Source organism: Bacteroides acidifaciens (assembly GCF_903181435.1).
GTDB lineage: Bacteria > Bacteroidota > Bacteroidia > Bacteroidales > Bacteroidaceae > Bacteroides.
In genome coordinates this window covers 639,041-657,186 of sequence record NZ_CAEUHO010000001.1, presented here as the reverse complement: position 1 = coordinate 657,186, position 18,146 = coordinate 639,041, and the positions used below count along the sequence as shown (strand labels likewise).

Below are 18,146 nucleotides of genomic sequence, written 5' to 3'. Positions count from 1 at the left end.
CTGTTATGTTATCCAGTGTTATCAGTACGTTAATCTATCTGAAACAAATTACGAATACTTCGTAAACACAATATTTCTAGTAACTTGCGCTTCATAAATGATACACTAAAATTACGATTTATGAAACGGATGCTTTTATTGTTCCTGCTCTGCCCCGCCACTCTGTTAATGGCACAACACCTTGACCCTATCCAAGAGGCAATGGCAAATTACGACTACGAAACAGCACTCTCGCTAATTGCGCAAAAGAAAGCCACCACTCCCTTGCTACTGCAAAAAGGCAAAGCTTTACGCAGCTTGGGACTTAACATGGAAGCCCTTTCCACCTATCAGGAAATCATAGCTAATGACAGTACCAACACTCGTGCAATGATTGAAGCTGCCGAATGTTGCCGTACTCTTGCTAAATACAAGCAAGCATCGGCATACTATGAGCGAGTACTCGACTTGACTCCGGAGAATAAATATGTACGCATACAGTACATCGGACTGCTTCTCTCCAACAAAGATTCCGCGATGCATTAGGAGAAAGTAGCATAATGACGGAAAAAGACAGTTCCGCTATCGCCTTGCATCTACAAGCACAGAGTTTCGAAGGAATGAACGAACTTCTGCCTGCTGCGGGATGCTACTACAATATCCAAGAGAAATATCCCGCCGACTATCTTGCCGCTGCCAAATTAGGAGCAATCAACATAGCCGCTTCCTACTATGACGAAGCAATAGAAGCAACGGAAAAATACCGGAAGATCGATACAACCAACATTGCCGTCAATCGTCAGAATGCTTTGGCATACTGTTTGAAACAGGATTATTCTACCGCAATCCGTCGTTATCAATACCTGGTGAACCAGGGAGACAGTTCTTTCCATACCTGCTACTATCTTGGTATTAGTTATTATGCGATAGAAAAATATTACGAGGCACATGACTTTTTGGAAGTTGCCCGAAAATACGACCCGGAAAATGTAAACCTCCTCTATTACCTCGGACGATCCTGTGCCAAAACATCGTGGAAAAAGCAGGGAGTGGAGTATTTGGAGCAAGCTATCAATCTGTCAATACCGAAAGACAGCAGCATGGTACGCCTTTATATAGGTATGACCGACTGTTATAAAATGGCGCAAATGTATAAAGAACAATTAGCGTCTATGAAGGAACGATATCAGAAGTACGACAAACAAAATCACAAATTACTATATGACATGGCTCACCTCTCCATTTCTGCGCTGCAAGACAAGAAAAGTGCAGAACGATATTTGGAAGCGTTCCTTAAAACACGTCCTAAAGATGAAAAAGACCAACAAGCGAAACTGAACGAAAAAAGCGAACTTGTTTTAGGAAAAACAAATTATTATAACGCTGCCGAGAACTGGCTGAAAGACCTGAAAAGCAAACAGAAAATAGAGGATTTCTTTCAAAACGGAAAATGATAATTTACCGGCGTAGCGCCGGAGCAAGGTTTCCATTCGGTATTCCCTGAAAGAGCATAATCATATACAATTCCGCCCTTTCAGGGTGTGCCTGAAACGACAACATGCCGAATGGAAGCCTTGTTGGGGCGCTACGCCCCTAAATTCCCATTTATCAAGCACATTAAAGAACTCTTTAATACCAACTAAAAAGGCTGCCACCGTCAACCGGAAGCAGCCTCTCCTATTATATTGAAATAATCAGATGATTACTGAGCCAATTTGTTGTCAGAACCAAGTACGTTGATGATTTTGTGCTTGTACAATTTTTCCATATTGTCACGAGCCGGACCAAGATACTTACGTGGGTCGAATTCTGCCGGTTTTTCTGCGAACACCTGACGTACAGCAGCAGTCATAGCCAGACGAGAGTCTGAGTCGATGTTGATTTTGCAAACTGCAGAAGTAGCTGCCTTACGTAACCATTCTTCAGGAATACCGATAGCAGCTTTCAGATTACCACCGAACTTGTTGATAGTTGCAACTTCTTCCTGAGGAACTGAAGATGAACCGTGAAGAACGATAGGGAATCCCGGAAGTTTTTCCATTACAGCGTCCAATACATCGAATGCCAATGGAGGAGGAACCATCATACCTGTAGCCGGATCGATGTGACATTGTTCCGGAGTAAATTTGTAAGCACCGTGAGAAGTACCGATTGAGATAGCCAAAGAATCACAACCTGTGCGAGTAGCGAAATCAATAACTTCTTCAGGGTCAGTATATGTGTGGTGGTCAGCAGAAACTTCATCTTCTACTCCTGCCAATACGCCAAGTTCACCTTCAACTGTTACGTCGAACTGATGAGCGTATTCAACTACCTTCTTAGTCAATGCAACGTTTTCTTCGTAAGGAAGATGAGAACCGTCGATCATCACTGAAGAGAAACCTGAATCGATACATGATTTACAAGTTTCGAAAGTATCTCCGTGGTCAAGATGAAGAACGATTTCGGGATGTGCGCAGCCTAATTCTTTAGCATATTCTACAGCACCCTGAGCCATATAACGCAACAAAGTAGCGTTAGCATACTGACGAGCACCTTTAGAAACCTGAAGAATCACAGGAGATTTAGTTTCAACAGCAGCCTTGATGATAGCTTGCATCTGTTCCATATTGTTGAAGTTGAATGCTGGGATAGCATATCCACCTTTGATAGCCTTAGCAAACATTTCTTTCGTGTTTACCAATCCTAAATCTTTGTAATTTACCATTTTGTTTAAAGTTTATTGTTAGTGAATAAAAATTCTACGCAAAAGTAAGCATTATCCACCGAATAACGAACATCGGAAAGAAAAATATAGTAGAAAAAGGCTTAAAACGGACATCTAAATCTCGTTAGGAAGTCAGTTCTACATTAGATTGTAATGTCCACCTTGCAAACAAACAGCCAAAAGATAAAATTACCAAATTGCAAGTAATCAGAGCCGGCCAATAAGACACCAAATTACTTTATCATCTTTTTTTCTGCAAAACCTTTTTCTATTTCACAGAAATGCATTATCTTTGCGCACTGAAAATGACCATTACACTATTTCTTACCAAAATAGTAACAGAATATAAATTAAAAAAACAGATACTGAAATGAAAAAAGGCCTTCATCCAGAATCATACCGTCCGGTAGTATTCAAAGATATGTCAAATGGTGATATGTTTTTGTCTAGATCAACAGTAGCAACTAAAGAAACCATCGAATTTGAAGGTGAAACTTATCCGTTGCTGAAGATTGAAATCTCTAACACTTCTCACCCGTTCTATACAGGTAAATCTACATTGGTGGATACTGCAGGTCGTGTTGACAAGTTCATGAGCCGTTACGGTGACCGTAAGAAGAAATAATTCAATCTTTCGTTAAAGATGAAAAAAGAGGAAATTCCGTAATTGGAATTTTCTCTTTTTTGTTGAGAGCCTTATCACGACAAAAAGAAAGTTTCTTAAAAGAAACACTTCCATTTTTGTTTGATTATCAAATAAAGAAACGACCTTTGGTGACTTAATAAACAAATAAAATGGAAATAACCCAATTAAAGCAAATGACAAAAGAAGAAGTTCTCAATTTCATCAGACAACGCCTGTCGTTCAGCACAAAAATAAAAAAGCAATTCAAACATGTAAAAGAAGAAGATTTCAATAAAGAACACCGCAGATTCGAAATGTCGGGACATGAAGAGACAACCGGATGGTGCACACTCTTCAATACAGCCATATTAAATGAATTTGCCGGCCTAGACATCTATGATTATACATCTCCTCGATTTCGACAAAGGAACTCCAACCATTTATCTTAAATATTACTCCGATAACAAAAATCTGGAATATGATCTCAACGGCTATTCAACAGCCGAAATCATATTTACTATTTTCGAACTGACTATCTTTTTCGGGAACCCCCAAAGACAACGAAGCTAAAATTCAAAAAAATGAATAAGAGTAATCCCTGGATCCCTGGCAGTGACTTTATTGCCAAGGATTGTTTTTTATACCTCTCATGTACATTGTATAAAAAGAAACGAATCCTGAACATTCATATCCATAAGTTGTTTATTCTCTTAAGAAAAGAGAAACGAATCAACGCAAAAACTCTAACCATCAGTGTGGTATATGAAGAAGAAATATGGATTCGTCCTGGCAGCTGCAATCTTACTAGCCGGCTGCGGACAGAAAAAAGAGACGAAAGTAACAACAGCCCGTCCCGTAAAGACTACGATTGTAGAGTCAAGGTCAATTATCAGGAAAGATTTTTCGGGAATCGTGGAAGCTGTAGAGTATGTAAAACTAGCCTTCCGCGTTAGCGGACAGATCATCCAACTGCCCGTCATTGAGGGGGAAAAAGTAAAAAAAGGGCAACTGATAGCAGCAATTGATCCCAGAGACATTGCGTTGCAATATGCTGCTACAAAATCCGCCTACGAAACGGCTGCCGCACAAGTAGAACGTAACAAGCGACTCCTCTCCCGTCAGGCTATCTCCGTGCAGGAATACGAAATCAGCCTTGCCAACTATCAGAAAGCAAAATCTGAGTATGAATTATCCGTCAATAACATGCGCGACACAAAGCTGACAGCTCCTTTTGACGGTTCCATAGAGAAACGTCTGGTAGAGAATTATCAACGCGTCAATTCGGGTGAAGGCATCGTGCAGTTAGTCAACACACGCAATTTACGCATTAAATTTACTATTCCGGATGCTTACCTCTACCTGCTTCGCGCCAAAGAGCCGCGTTTCCTAGTCGAATTCGATACATTCAAAGGGCACGTGTTTCAGGCAAAGCTTGAAGAGTATCTTGACATTTCGACAGATGGAACCGGAATTCCGGTCAGTATCACGATTGACGACCCGTCTTTCGACCGGGATCTCTATGCTGTAAAACCGGGATTTACATGCAGCATCCGTTTCACGGCAGATGTAGGTCCACTCGTGCAAGACAGTTGGACGATTGTGCCGCTCAGCGCCGTGTTCGGTGAAAGTGAAGGGAAGAAAATGTACGTCTGGGTAGTAGAAGGTGACAAAGTCCATAAGCGCAAGGTTACCGTCAACGCGCCCACTGGAGAAGCGCAGGCTCTTATCTCCGAAGGGCTGAAACCCGGTGAGAAAATAGTTATTGCAGGTGTGTATCAGTTAGTAGAAGGAGAAACAGTAAAAGAAATTGAAAAATGAACTTAGCTAAATATTCATTAGACAACACGAAAATCATCTACTTCTTTCTTGCTGTATTACTAATCGGGGGAATCACCTCTTTTGGTAAGTTAGGCAAGAAAGAGGATGCTCCCTTCGTCATCAAGTCAGCGGTTATCATGACCCGTTATCCGGGAGCCGAACCGGCTGAGGTAGAGCGATTGATTACCGAACCCATCTCCCGCGAGATTCAAAGTATGAGCGGCGTGTACAAGATTAAATCAGAATCAATGTACGGACTCTCTAAAGTCACATTCGAGTTACAGCCGTCACTGGCAGCCAGTTCTATTCCACAAAAATGGGATGAGTTGCGACGCAAGGTGCTCAATATACAGCCGCAGTTGCCAAACGGTGCTTCTACGCCAACCGTATCCGATGATTTCGGTGACGTGTTCGGCATCTATTATGGTCTGACAGCAGACGACGGTTACTCTTACGAAGAAATGCGTAACTGGGCGGAGCGAATCAAGACACAGGTAATCACCGCGGACGGAGTAATGAAAGTTGCCCTGTTCGGAGTACAGACAGAAGTAGTCAATATCTTTATTTCAACCAACAAACTAGTGGGAATGGGAATTGACCCGAAGCAACTCGCCAGCCTGCTGCAATCCCAAAACCAGATTATCAATACTGGTGAGATCCGTGCAGGCGAACAACAACTACGGGTGACTGCCAATGGCATGTACACCACAGTAGACGACATTCGTAATCAAGTTATTACGACGAAAGCAGGACAAGTGAAACTAGGCGATATTGCCGTTATAGAAAAAGGATATATGGATCCACCCTCCAATATCATGCACGTGAACGGAAAACGTGCCATCGGCATTGGTGTCTCTACCGATCCTCAACGGGACGTAGTGCAGACAGGCGAGAATGTGAAAGCCAAATTAAATGAACTACTACCGCTCATGCCTGTGGGACTAGAGTTACAAAGTTTATATCTGGAAAACGAGATCGCCAATGAGGCCAACAACGGATTTATCATTAACTTGATAGAATCTATCCTAATAGTAATCGTGATTATCATGCTAGTGATGGGGTTACGTGCCGGAGTATTAATCGGTTCATCCCTCATCTTCTCCATCGGTGGTACACTGCTCATTATGTCTTTCTTTGGCGTCGGGCTGAATCGTACTTCATTGGCGGGGTTCATCATCGCCATGGGAATGCTGGTAGACAACGCCATTGTAGTAACGGATAATGCACAGATAGCCATTGCCCGTGGAATAAACCGGCGGAAAGCCCTGATAGACGGTGCCACCGGACCGCAATGGGGGTTACTCGGAGCTACTTTCATTGCTATCTGCTCGTTCTTGCCACTCTACCTCGCCCCTTCTTCTGTGGCGGAAATCGTGAAACCGCTTTTCATTGTACTCGCCATTTCACTAGGATTGAGCTGGGTGCTTGCTCTCACGCAAACTACCGTATTCGGTAATTTTATTCTGAAAGCAAAGGCAAACGACGATGCCAAAGACCCGTATGATAAACCATTCTATCACAAATTCGCTTCCATTCTCCGTGTGTTGATTCGCAGGAAAACCCTGACATTGGGTTCGATGGTAGTACTTTTCGTCATTTCACTGGTTATCATGGGGGCAATGCCGCAAAACTTCTTCCCTTCTCTGGATAAGCCCTATTTCCGTGCGGACATATTCTATCCGGATGGGTATAGCATCAATGATGTTGTGAAAGAGATGAAATCAGTAGAAGAGCATTTGGCAAAACAGCCGGAAGTGAAAAAAGTATCAATCACCTTTGGTAGCACACCGCTCAGATATTACCTTGCTTCCACCTCAGTAGGACCGAAGCCCAACTTTGCCAATGTATTGGTCGAGCTGACGGATAGTAAATATACCAAAGAATACGAAGAGGATTTCGACGGATACATGAAAGCGAATTATCCAAACGCGATAACCCGCACAAGCTTGTTCAAACTGTCGCCCGCAGTAGATGCCGCCATTGAAATCGGTTTTATCGGACCAAATACGGATACTCTCGTGGCACTCACCAACCAAGTGTTGGACATTATGCATCAGAATCCCGATTTGATAAATATACGCAATTCATGGGGTAACAAAATTCCGGTGTGGAAACCGGTATATAGCCCGGAACGGGCACAACCGCTGGGAGTATCCCGTCAAGGCATGGCACAGAGCATCCAAATTGGAACGACAGGAATGACACTAGGAGAATATCGGCAAGGCGATCAGATACTTCCGATTTTACTGAAAGACAATACGGTAGATTCATTCCGTATCAATGATTTGCGCACATTGCCGGTATTCGGTAGCGGAAATGAGACTACCAGCCTCGAACAAGTAGTGTCTGATTTTGATTTTCAGTACCGGTTCTCAAATGTGAAAGATTATAACCGGCAGATGGTGATGATGGCCCAGTGCGACCCGCGTCGCGGGGTAAATGCTATTGCAGCTTTTAATCAGGTATGGTCGCAAGTACAGAAAGAGATTAAAGTTCCGGAAGGATATACGATGAAGTATTTCGGTGAACAGGAAAGCCAGGTGGAATCTAACGAGGCTCTTGCCAAGAATTTACCGCTGACGTTCTTCCTTATGTTTGTAACATTGCTGTTCCTGTTCCGTACGTATCGTAAGCCAACAGTGATTCTGTTAATGTTACCGTTGATTTTCATCGGCATTGTTTTTGGATTATTAGTCCTTGGCAAATCATTCGACTTCTTCTCCATCCTCGGTTTACTAGGATTGATAGGTATGAATATAAAAAATGCGATTGTACTTGTCGAGCAAATCGACTTGGAAGCGGCAACGGGGAAAAAGCCGTTGGACGCCGTTATCAGTGCTACGACCAGCCGTATCGTCCCTGTGGCAATGGCGTCCGGTACAACGATTCTGGGTATGCTACCATTGTTGTTCGATGCAATGTTCGGCGGAATGGCAGCTACTATCATGGGTGGTTTGCTAGTAGCTTCGGCACTGACATTGTTTGTACTCCCGGTAGCTTATTGCGCCATTCAGCGGATTAAACCGTGAAACTTGATTTAAACATTTATAATTAATAAAATGAAAACTCAACTTATAATTCTATCACTGCTGTTCCTCGGTTTCTCAGCCAAAGCACAACAACCTTACCTCAGCAGGGAAGCCTACCGAGATAAGGTGGAAACGTACAGTCAAATCCTGAAACAACAGAAACTAAAAACCTTGGCAAGCGTTGAAGCACGGAAGATTGCCCACACAGGATTCCTACCTAAAATAGATATCAATGCAGACGGCACACTCAACATGAGCGACCTTGACGCATGGAACGAACCTTTAGGCGAATACCGCAATCATACCTATCAGGGGGTATTTGTCGTCTCGCAGCCTCTCTACACAGGTGGTGCCCTCAATGCGCAGCACAAGATTGCGAAAGCTGACGAAAAACTGAGCCAGCTTAATGAAGAACTCACCATAGACCAGATTCACTATCAAAGTGACGCTGTCTATTGGAACGCTTCCGCCTCACAAGCTATGTTGCAGGCAGCAAACAAATATCAGAGTATCGTAAAACAGCAGTATGATATCATCCAGGATCGCTTCAATGACGGAATGATTAGCCGCACAGATTTACTGATGATTTCTACCCGGTTGAAAGAAGCGGAATTACAATATATCAAGGCCCGCCAGAATTACACATTGGCGCTGCAAAAACTGAATATTCTAATGGGTGCGGAGCCGAATGCTCCCGTTGACAGTCTTTCAACGATTGACATCTCTTCTGCCCCTGTTCAAATACTGTCTCTTGAGAATGTATTGCAACGCCGTGCCGATTATGAAAGCACGAAAGTGAATATCATAAAGAGCGAGGCACAACGCAAAGCCGCGCTCAGCCAATTTAATCCCCAATTGAGTATGTACTTTAGTGGTGGTTGGGCAACAGGTACGCCCAACCTCGGATATGATGTTTCATTCAACCCCATCGTCGGCATTAATCTGAATATTCCCATCTTCCGTTGGGGAGCCCGTTTCAAAACGAGTCGTCAGCAGAAAGCATACATAAGCATACAGAAACTGCAACAAAGCTACATAACGGATAATATCAATGAAGAACTTTCCGCCGCACTGACCAAACTGACAGAAACAGAATATCAAGTAAAGACAGCAACAGAGACAATGAACCTGGCAAATGAAAATCTCGATTTGGTTTCTTTCTCGTATAATGAAGGAAAGGCGAATATGGTAGATGTACTCTCCGCGCAGTTGTCATGGACACAGGCTCATACCAACCTGATAAATGCTTATCTGTCCGAAAAGATGGCGATAGCAGAATACAGAAAAGTTATCAGTGAATAAAAAGAACCCTATTCATAAATCGCTATATAAAGAAAACCGGAGAAATGAGCATTTTGCTTATTCTCCGGTTTTTATCTCTAAATTCCGCGGTTTTTCACTTATGCAAGGAAGGAAATCAAGACACCCGCAGCTACAGCAGAACCGATAACTCCGGAAATATTACTTGCCATACAATATTGCAATACGTGATTCTTCGGATCATACTTCAAAGCAATCTCATTCGCTACACGGCTCGCCATCGGAACAGCACTCAATCCGGTTGCACCGATAAGCGGGTTAATTTTCTTCTTGGAGAAAAGATTCACCAATTTCACAAAGAAGATACCCCCTGCAATAGAAAGGGCAAATGCAAGGAAACCACCGATAACGATGCCGATTGTTGTCCAGTTCAAGAAGGCTTCTGTAGTCATAGTAGCACCTACTGATAAACCTAAGAAGATAGTGGCAGCATTCATAATACTATTGGAAGCCGCATCAAACAGACGGAAGGTATTACTTCCGATTTCTTTCACCAGATTACCGAACATCAACATACCAATCAAAGGTACAGCACTCGGCACAAAAAGCGCAACAACCGTAGTCACTACAATCGGGAAGATAATCTTCAACACACGCAGATTCTTGATCTCCGTCTTTGAAGGATATTTCTTCTCCTGTTCTTTCATGTTGATACTCAACTCTTTCTTTGAGCAAAGCAATTTTACTACCAACGGAATAATTACCGGCACCAATGCCATATAAGAATAAGCAGCAATGGCAATCGGACCCAGCAAATGCGGAGCAAGCTTAATCGTTGTAAAGATTGCCGTAGGACCGTCCGCACCACCGATAATACCCAATGAAGCAGCTTCTTTCGGGGTGAAGCCCATCAGGATAGCTACCAGCAATACGGTGAAGATACCAAGCTGTGCAGCAGCACCGAAAATAGACAGGCGCAAGTTACGCAACATCGGTCCGAAGTCCGTCAACGCACCGACACCCATAAAAATAATCGGTGGCAGGAAACCTGTCTTAATCAACATATAGTAGATGAAGTTCATCAGTCCCAATTCATGCGCAATGTCATGTAAAGGCATTTCCCAAATGTTCTTCATTACTCCGTTTATCATTACCATCCCATTCTCGTCCGCCTGTATCACCCCCATATCTCCTCCGGGAAAGTTGGCAAGTAACACACCAAAAGCAATAGGGACAAGCAGCAACGGTTCGTATTGCTTTTTGATACCTAAATAAAGCAAGATGAACGCGATGGCATACATTATCAGGAACTGTGGTTCGGCAATAATATTGCTGAACGCAGTCATATCGTATAAATTCTCAAATATCTCGTTCATTATCCTATCTTCATTAATACATCATCTTCTGAAACGGTGTCTCCCGGATTGGCACAGATAGCAGTTATCGTACCACTAAACTCAGCACGGATAGCATTGTAAGTCTTCATCGCTTCCACATAGCAGAGTACGTCACCTTCTTTCACAGCATCGCCCACTTTCAAGGCAGTTTCCTGTGCATTCTTCACCAGGAAGAATTTACCCTCCAATGGAGAAAGAACATCCTTACCCTCCCCTGCCGGAGCAGCTGCAACAGGAGCCACGGGAAGTTCGGCATCACCATAAGCAACAGTCACGCGGTATGCCTGTCCATCCACCTGTACAGTCAGTGTCTTCGGTTTTGCATCTTCTTCCGGAGACTTGTCTTTTTCCGCACGTCTCTTGGCAACATCCTCCAGGAAGTCTTCTTTTGCCTTACCACTTTTGTAAGCCTCATACTGAGCCGGATGCATGGCATATTCAAAAAGTTCTTCGTCGTCCTGCCCTACTTCCCATTTGTTCTCCTTCATCAACTTACGATACTTGTCAAGATTATCAGGATAATTATCCTGCGGATTTCCTTCGAAGAATTTACGTCCTTCACGTTTCGCCTTTTCTATGATCTCGGGAGCAAGCTCGCCCGGCAAACGTCCGGCTTTACCCAGAATCATATCCCAGATGTCGTCAGCAATCATACCCCAGCGTTCCTTACCTTTTTCCATTGCCATCACGTTCATCATGGCAAGATTCTTCACATACTGGCTGAATGGAGTCACCAACGGTGGATATCCCACACGAGGCCATACATAAGCCACTTCATCAAACAACTTGATAAGAAGCTGATCCTGCGTCATAAACGGCAAGTTATGTTTAGCTTTGTATTTATTAATAGATTCCAGGTTGGATTCGAGGTCTGCCATCAGGCTGCCCATCATACCGCCGGGAAGTCCGGGACCGATCAGCAAAGAGTTCATCAAGCGGTTTTTCGGGCTGATATACAAGCCCAGGAAGTCATCCATAAATTCCTGAATCATTGCACGTACCTTCATGTAGGCTTCCATATTGATTTCAGGAACCTGGTATCCGGCATCTTTCAACATCGCCTGCACACTGAGCAAGTCAGCGTGTCCCGTGCCCCATGAAAGAGGTTCCATGCCTACGTCTATATAGTCGCAACCGGCCTCGCACACTTCGAGGATGCTTGCCATATTGAATCCGGGACCTGCATGGCTATGATACTGGACAGGTATTTCCGGATGCGCAGCCTTGATATTCGCTACGATTTTACCTAATGAAACTGGACGGCCGATACCTGCCATATCCTTGATACAGATTTCGTCTGCCCCTAGTTTGATAAGTTCCAACGCCATATTGGTGTAGTACTCTACCGTATGAATAGGCGAATGAGTGATGCAAAGCGAGCATTGCGAAATCATGCCAGCTTCCTTTGCGTAGGTGATGGAAGGAGCAATATTGCGTACATCATTCAATCCACAGAACGTACGGGTAATATCTGTTCCCTGAGCTTTCTTTACTTTATAAAACAATTTGCGGACATCTGCCGGAACAGGGCTCATACGAAGCCCATTCAGTGCGCGGTCGAGCATATGGGTTTGAATGCCTGCTTCGTGGAATGGCTTGGTCCATTCACGTACAGCCTTATTCGGGTTTTCTCCAAACAATAAATTAACCTGTTCAAAACCACCACCATTTGTTTCTACGCGGGCGAAACAGCCCATTTCAATAATGGCGGGAGCTACCTTTACGAGTTGATCTACACGAGGTACATATTTTCCGGCAGATTGCCACATATCTCGGAAAACCAAACTAAACTTTACTTCTCTTTTCATGTCTTTCAGTGATATTACTTTTTATAGATTTATATTTTTTCTACTTTAGTGACTTTTCCTTTGCCCAATGTCACCACATTCACAGCGGCCGTGATAGCTGCCAGAATATTTCCCGGAATAGGCGCAGGACCTTTCGCTGCTTCCTGCTTCACAGGAACCACTTCTTCAGGGGCATATTTATTGACCAAAGTGATCAAAAACTTACCTAAACAAATCACAATCAGCAGAATAACAAATACGGTAGCCATTCCGACCACCATCAGCAGGATCGCTGTTTCGATATTTTCCATATAATAAACTATTAGTATTTTAAGTCGTTTGTCCAAAAAGCGTTCGAAAATACCAAATTTTTATTATAAAATAAATTAAGAAAGGAATATAAAGCATAAAACCATAAATTCTCTTATTATCAAATCCGTCTAAAAACAATGTGAGAGAAGACCCCTCAACCTTCTCTCACACTCTGATAAAACAATTATTAAATAAAAATACTCAATGATAAAAACTGGTTCGGCTTCTCATTTTGGCTTCATACCTTCTTAACCTATTTAACCGCCAAAAGGACCGTTCCTCTTTGTAAACCTCTCATGCGCCATCCCGGCGTCCATTTTTTACTTAGTACAGCAGTATAGTGTCCGGTTGTCAACCCTTGTATAGCCAACTATGTCTGTTTGATAGGGAAAACAAGTCTAGGGAGCAATCGCCACTATCAACGAGGGGGCCATTTCCTACTTAAAATTCCGACAACCATTCACCTGCCAATTGTCTATTGTTTGTTTTGAGCCTAAAATTTACTCTTCTAATTAAATCTATCGTTTCTTTCAAATATCATTAATAGCTCATCTATTAGAAAGAGAAGAGAACGTTTCGTTTTTACCAAGAAAAAATGAAGAAAATTTGAAGAAAAATAAAAAAGCCTCTTCCAGACACTTAGAAGAGGCTTTTTTTATTTTAAAATAATTTCTTTTCCATGAAGTTCGTAACTGATTCCACACGAGCCGAAAACATTTTCGAGGGTGGCTTTCAAGTCTCTCGTCAAGACCTTGCCATTATAGGTAAGTCTGTCACATTTCTCATGCCCTACCACCATCACCTTAAATATATGTTCTATATCCGCCACTACATTTATCAGCGGATCGTCTTCATACCCCAAGACTTCCGGAAACTCCGGATCATCCGGTTTCGATATAGTAACAATCTTATTTTCATCACAACGCACGCTTTCTCCGGCAACTAATGTCCGCTTACCCACAGCAGTCTCCACCTTGACACTCCCTTTCTCACAATTCACGAACATATTCTTTCCTTTCTGGTCAATCAAAAACTTTGTTCCCAACACCGTCACGTCACCGGCTTCGGTACATACAGTAAATGTCTTGCCTTTGGTCACCTCAAAAGAAGCCTTGCCCAACAATTGCAGTTTTCGTTCCCAAAGCCAGACAATCCGGTTATAAGTCAGACGAGAATTTGCCATAATCCGCACATTGCTACCATCCGGCAATTCATATGCCATAGCCGTGCCTTCCGTCACTATCTTTTTCTCCGAGAAATAATATCCGCCCACTCCCAAAAGAAGCAAGAACATGGCAGCAATTCCCCAAGAGAAAGGAATGTTTCGCCCAGCGCCTTGTTTTCTTCTGCGGCTCAAGGCAATCTTATGGCTTTCTTCACGCTGCAACTTCAGTTTATCACCGATTTCTTTCTTGCGAGAGAACTTATCGCCGATCAGAGGAAGTTTGCCTTCTTCCAGATATTTGTCTAAAGACTCTGTCCAATTTTCCATATCCCACCTCAATTAAATATCCACAAATTAGCCACCACCGCTAACAATAAAGATTTACCTAAACGCTCTCTCAATCTGGTTATAGCCATATGGGTCGTATTATATACCGTACGTGAAGTGAGTCCCATCACCTGGGCTATTTCTTCCGGACTCATCTTCTTATAGTATTTCAAATACAATACTTCCCGCTGCTGCTTTGTCAAGTCATTCAACTCTTTCTGCAAAGCCTCCAACTGTTCCTTTTCCAACTCCGAACGGATAATAGCAGTTTCTATGTCTATTTCCAGATCAAACCGATATTCATTGGTGTCTACTTCATCCAGCGATTTGAATGTTCCACTATTCTCTTTTTTCAGCTCGTTCACTATCATGTGCCTCAACGAAACACATAGATAGGCAGGTATGGATTGAGGAGCGGCGCACGTTTCCCTTTTTTCAAAGATGTAAACGAACAACGACTGTATCGCCTCTGTCACCACAGTATCATCACCGGCTATCTTCATGCCATACCCATAAAGCAAATCTGCGTATTGGTCATAAAGCTGCCTGAACGCCTCTTCATCTCCTTGCTGAATCTTATCCCAGGATAGTGTCTTCATTTCTCTTCGCTCATTTAGATGAGATATGTTTTCCCTTTTTTTACCTATTTTTTTAGATAAAATACATCGAATACATCTTAAAACTCACTTGTAAAATGGAATTTGATATGCTTAAAGTCCATTTGAGCCATCTGGAGTACATAGTTGGAATCCGCAAGGAACACATCGCGCCCTTCCCTATCCTTCGCCATATATTGATATTTGCGTTTTTTGAAAGCTTCCAGTTCCGCAGGATCGTCACTCTCTACCCAACAAGCCTTATAAAGGCTTACCGGTTCCCACCGACAGGACGCATTGTACTCGTTCAACAAACGATATTGGATAACCTCAAACTGCAACTGCCCCACCGTACCGATAATCTTACGGCCATTGAACTGATTGACAAACAACTGTGCCACACCTTCGTCCATCAACTGGTCGATACCTTTTGCCAATTGTTTCTGCTTCATCGGGTCTGCATTCTCGATATACTTGAACATCTCCGGCGAGAAACTGGGCAATCCGCGGAAATGAAGCATTTCGCCTTCCGTCAGCGTATCACCGATCTTGAAAGTGCCGTTATCCGGCAGACCGATAATATCTCCGGCATAAGCTTCGTCAATCGTTGTCTTGCGCTGCGCCATAAATTGCGTAGGCGACGAAAAGCGCATCGTCTTTCCGTGACGCACATGTTGGTAGGGAGCGTTACGCACAAACTTACCGGAACAAATCTTGCAGAATGCCACGCACGAACGGTGATTCGGGTCAATATTGGCGGTAATCTTAAAGATAAATCCTGTGAATTTAGGTTCTTCCGGCTTCACTTCGCGTTCTTCAGCCTGCACAGGACGAGGGCTTGGAGCTATCTCCACGAAACAGTTCAGCAATTCCTGAACACCGAAGTTATTCAACGCCGATCCAAAGAATACAGGCGCACAGTCCCCCGCCAAATAGGATTCCGAATCAAATTCCGGATAAACCCCCTCAATCAGTTCCAAATCGCCACGCAACTTGTCTGCCAACGACTTGCCAATCTGCTGGTCCAGTTCTTCCGAATGAATATCGACTGCCACTTTCTCTGTTACCACCTGTTTGGATGGCTGATACAAGTCGAGTTTCTGTTCGTAGATATTGTATACCCCTTTAAAACGTGCTCCCTGTTCAATCGGCCAAGACAAGGGACGAACCTGAATCATCAGTTCTTCTTCAAGTTCATCAAGCAAATCGAACGGGTCTTTTCCTTCACGGTCCATTTTGTTGACGAAGATAATTACCGGAGTCTTTCTCATACGGCACACCTCCATCAGTTTACGTGTCTGTGTTTCCACACCCTTCGCACCATCTACAACGATGATAACACTGTCTACAGCTGTCAATGTGCGATATGTATCTTCGGCAAAGTCCTGGTGACCGGGAGTATCGAGAATATTAATCTTGTAGTCGCGATAATCGAATTCCATCACAGAAGTCGTTACCGAGATACCACGCTGTTTCTCAATCTCCATCCAGTCGGACGTAGCCGTTTTCTTAATCTTATTACTTTTTACTGCACCTGCCACTTGAATCTGCCCACCGAATAGCAACAGCTTTTCCGTCAAAGATGTCTTACCGGCATCAGGATGCGCTATAATGGCGAACGTTCGCCGTCTCAAAATTTCTGTATTATCTGCCATAGTTGTTAAATTGAGAATTGAGAATTGAGAATTTAAAAATGATACTTTTACATCTGTTTTTAAATTCTCAATTCTCAACCTTTAATTTTCAATTTTCAATTTCTCCAAGCATCGTTTAAGACTTTCCTCCCAATGAGGAATCTCGATGCCGAACGTTGTTTTTATCTTTGTCTTATCAAGTACGGAATAAGCGGGACGGTTGGCCTTTGCCGGATATTCAGCCGTATGCAAAGGGGTTACTTTGCATGAAGTGATTCCTGCCAGGCGGTGTATGGCTATCGTAAAGTCATACCAGGAGCAGACTCCTTCATTGCTGAAATGATAGACACCACGAACTATACCCTTATTAATTATGGTATAGATGGCTTGTGCCAGATCGTTGGCATAAGTAGGTGTTCCTATCTGGTCGAAAACGACTCCCAAACTATCACGTTCTTTTCCCAAGCGAATCATCGTCTTTACGAAATTATTTCCGAAAGTGGAATAGAGCCATGCAGTGCGGATAACAACCGTTTTCTCACAATGATTCATCACATCATATTCTCCTTCCAATTTTGTAGTGCCATATACAGAATCCGGACAAGGGTCACAATCTTCAGTATAAGGAATATGAGCAGTGCCGTCGAACACATAATCCGTAGAGACCTGTATCATAGCTGCACCATTAAATTGCGCAACGGTTGCCAATGTTTTCGCCGCTTCACAATTTAATTTGTAAGCCAGTTCCGCATTCTCCTCCGCTTTGTCCACGGCCGTATAAGCTGCGCAGTTTACGACCAATTCAATTCGCTTTTCAGCAATATAAGCCCATACAGCCTGTGCATCACAAATGTCGAGTTCCTGCACATCTGTGAAATAATACGTATGTTGCGGGTTCTCTTTTGCAAGCACCTGCATTTCGTTGCCAAGCTGACCGTTGGCTCCCGTTACCAAAATTCTCATTTATTCATCAAGTTTTAATTCACCTTTGCGGTCTTTATCATAATAGTTCGCCAACATAGACAGGAAACTAGTGATGGCTTCCATTGCCTTTGCCGTTCCTTCGCTGATGTTCTTTCCTTGAAGCCGGAGCAGGAGTACTCCGTACAAGGCTTCAAAACAAGTTTCCAGTTCGGGTTCATCCTTCTTACCGTTTTTATTCCGTAATTCCACGATAAACGGCAATGCCTTGAAATAGGCAGCGCTATAAAAAGGAAACTTTGGAGATGAAGCCAGCGCATTGTGCAGTTCGGTCAGATTGATAATCACATTCCTGTTAATCTGCAAATGCCCCGTTTCACGCACACCTTCCTCGCACATCATTGTAATCAGGTTTCCATACCATTCTCGCATATCAGGACGCCGGTCTTCCGGGTAACGGGAAATCACATTGGCTTCCATCTCTTCCGGTTCACAATGATTGGCACGGATTAAGTCTTCCTCTTGCCACATATATATAAGGTATTCAGCAATATTCTGCTCCTTCAGTTGTTGTGCTATCTGATTCATA

General features: G+C 43.2%; 13 protein-coding genes and 2 pseudogenes. 6 read left to right on the top strand and 9 right to left on the bottom strand.

Annotation, left to right across the window (positions count from 1 at the left end):
* Window positions 1-120 precede the first annotated feature (120 nt).
* Window positions 121-1,433: pseudogene (locus tag CLIN57ABFB40_RS02550) on the top strand (tetratricopeptide repeat protein).
* A gap of 248 nt (window positions 1,434-1,681) precedes the next feature.
* On the opposite strand, the gene CLIN57ABFB40_RS02545 reads toward CLIN57ABFB40_RS02550, so the two are convergent.
* On the bottom strand, window positions 1,682-2,686 hold the full coding sequence (locus CLIN57ABFB40_RS02545) for a class II fructose-bisphosphate aldolase (RefSeq protein WP_175628745.1): 1,005 nt from the start codon (window positions 2,684-2,686) through the stop codon (window positions 1,682-1,684).
* 370 nt (window positions 2,687-3,056) lie between these two features.
* On the opposite strand from CLIN57ABFB40_RS02545, the gene CLIN57ABFB40_RS02540 reads away from it, so the two are divergent.
* The 5 genes and pseudogenes from CLIN57ABFB40_RS02540 (at window position 3,057) to CLIN57ABFB40_RS02520 (ending at window position 9,460) form a co-directional block, all read left to right on the top strand.
* Window positions 3,057-3,311, top strand: a complete 255-nt coding sequence (locus CLIN57ABFB40_RS02540; protein ID WP_004300906.1) for a type B 50S ribosomal protein L31 — start codon at window positions 3,057-3,059, stop codon at window positions 3,309-3,311.
* A 170-nt stretch (window positions 3,312-3,481) separates the two neighbouring features.
* A pseudogene (locus CLIN57ABFB40_RS02535) lies at window positions 3,482-3,881 on the top strand (hypothetical protein).
* Between the two features lie 192 nt (window positions 3,882-4,073).
* Complete coding sequence (locus CLIN57ABFB40_RS02530; protein WP_175628744.1) at window positions 4,074-5,129, top strand: efflux RND transporter periplasmic adaptor subunit; 1,056 nt, start codon at window positions 4,074-4,076, stop codon at window positions 5,127-5,129.
* Window positions 5,126-8,158 carry an efflux RND transporter permease subunit gene (locus CLIN57ABFB40_RS02525; RefSeq protein ID WP_175628743.1) on the top strand — a complete coding sequence of 1,011 codons (3,033 nt, stop codon included), beginning with the start codon at window positions 5,126-5,128 and terminating at the stop codon, window positions 8,156-8,158. The genes CLIN57ABFB40_RS02530 and CLIN57ABFB40_RS02525 overlap by 4 nt, the downstream gene beginning before the upstream one ends.
* Before the next feature lie 30 nt (window positions 8,159-8,188).
* A complete protein-coding gene (locus CLIN57ABFB40_RS02520; protein ID WP_175628742.1) occupies window positions 8,189-9,460 on the top strand; it encodes a TolC family protein in 1,272 nt (423 codons plus the stop codon).
* Window positions 9,461-9,558: 98 nt separating this feature from the next.
* Here CLIN57ABFB40_RS02520 and CLIN57ABFB40_RS02515 read toward each other — a convergent pair whose 3' ends face one another.
* The 8 genes from CLIN57ABFB40_RS02515 to CLIN57ABFB40_RS02480 form a co-directional block, all read right to left on the bottom strand.
* Entirely contained in the window at window positions 9,559-10,794 is a 1,236-nt protein-coding gene (locus CLIN57ABFB40_RS02515; protein WP_175628741.1) for a sodium ion-translocating decarboxylase subunit beta, read from the bottom strand.
* Window positions 10,794-12,623 carry a biotin/lipoyl-containing protein gene (locus CLIN57ABFB40_RS02510; protein ID WP_175628740.1) on the bottom strand — a complete coding sequence of 610 codons (1,830 nt, stop codon included), beginning with the start codon at window positions 12,621-12,623 and terminating at the stop codon, window positions 10,794-10,796. Before CLIN57ABFB40_RS02510 ends, CLIN57ABFB40_RS02515 begins: the two co-directional genes overlap by 1 nt.
* Before the next feature lie 29 nt (window positions 12,624-12,652).
* Window positions 12,653-12,913, bottom strand: a complete 261-nt coding sequence (locus tag CLIN57ABFB40_RS02505; RefSeq protein WP_175628739.1) for an OadG family protein — start codon at window positions 12,911-12,913, stop codon at window positions 12,653-12,655.
* A gap of 656 nt (window positions 12,914-13,569) precedes the next feature.
* Window positions 13,570-14,406: a FecR family protein gene (locus CLIN57ABFB40_RS02500; protein ID WP_175628738.1), complete on the bottom strand. Its 837-nt coding sequence runs from the start codon at window positions 14,404-14,406 to the stop codon at window positions 13,570-13,572.
* Window positions 14,407-14,414: 8 nt separating this feature from the next.
* The gene (locus CLIN57ABFB40_RS02495; RefSeq protein ID WP_175628737.1) at window positions 14,415-15,005 is read right to left on the bottom strand and encodes an RNA polymerase sigma factor; all 591 of its coding nucleotides are present in this window, start codon (window positions 15,003-15,005) and stop codon (window positions 14,415-14,417) included.
* Between the two features lie 77 nt (window positions 15,006-15,082).
* A complete protein-coding gene (locus CLIN57ABFB40_RS02490) occupies window positions 15,083-16,657 on the bottom strand; it encodes a peptide chain release factor 3 (RefSeq protein WP_175628736.1) in 1,575 nt (524 codons plus the stop codon).
* 81 nt (window positions 16,658-16,738) lie between these two features.
* A complete protein-coding gene (gene rfbD, locus CLIN57ABFB40_RS02485; protein WP_175628735.1) occupies window positions 16,739-17,599 on the bottom strand; it encodes a dTDP-4-dehydrorhamnose reductase in 861 nt (286 codons plus the stop codon).
* On the bottom strand, window positions 17,600-18,145 hold the full coding sequence (locus CLIN57ABFB40_RS02480) for a DUF4924 family protein (protein WP_175628734.1): 546 nt from the start codon (window positions 18,143-18,145) through the stop codon (window positions 17,600-17,602).
* Window position 18,146: the final 1 nt, after the last annotated feature.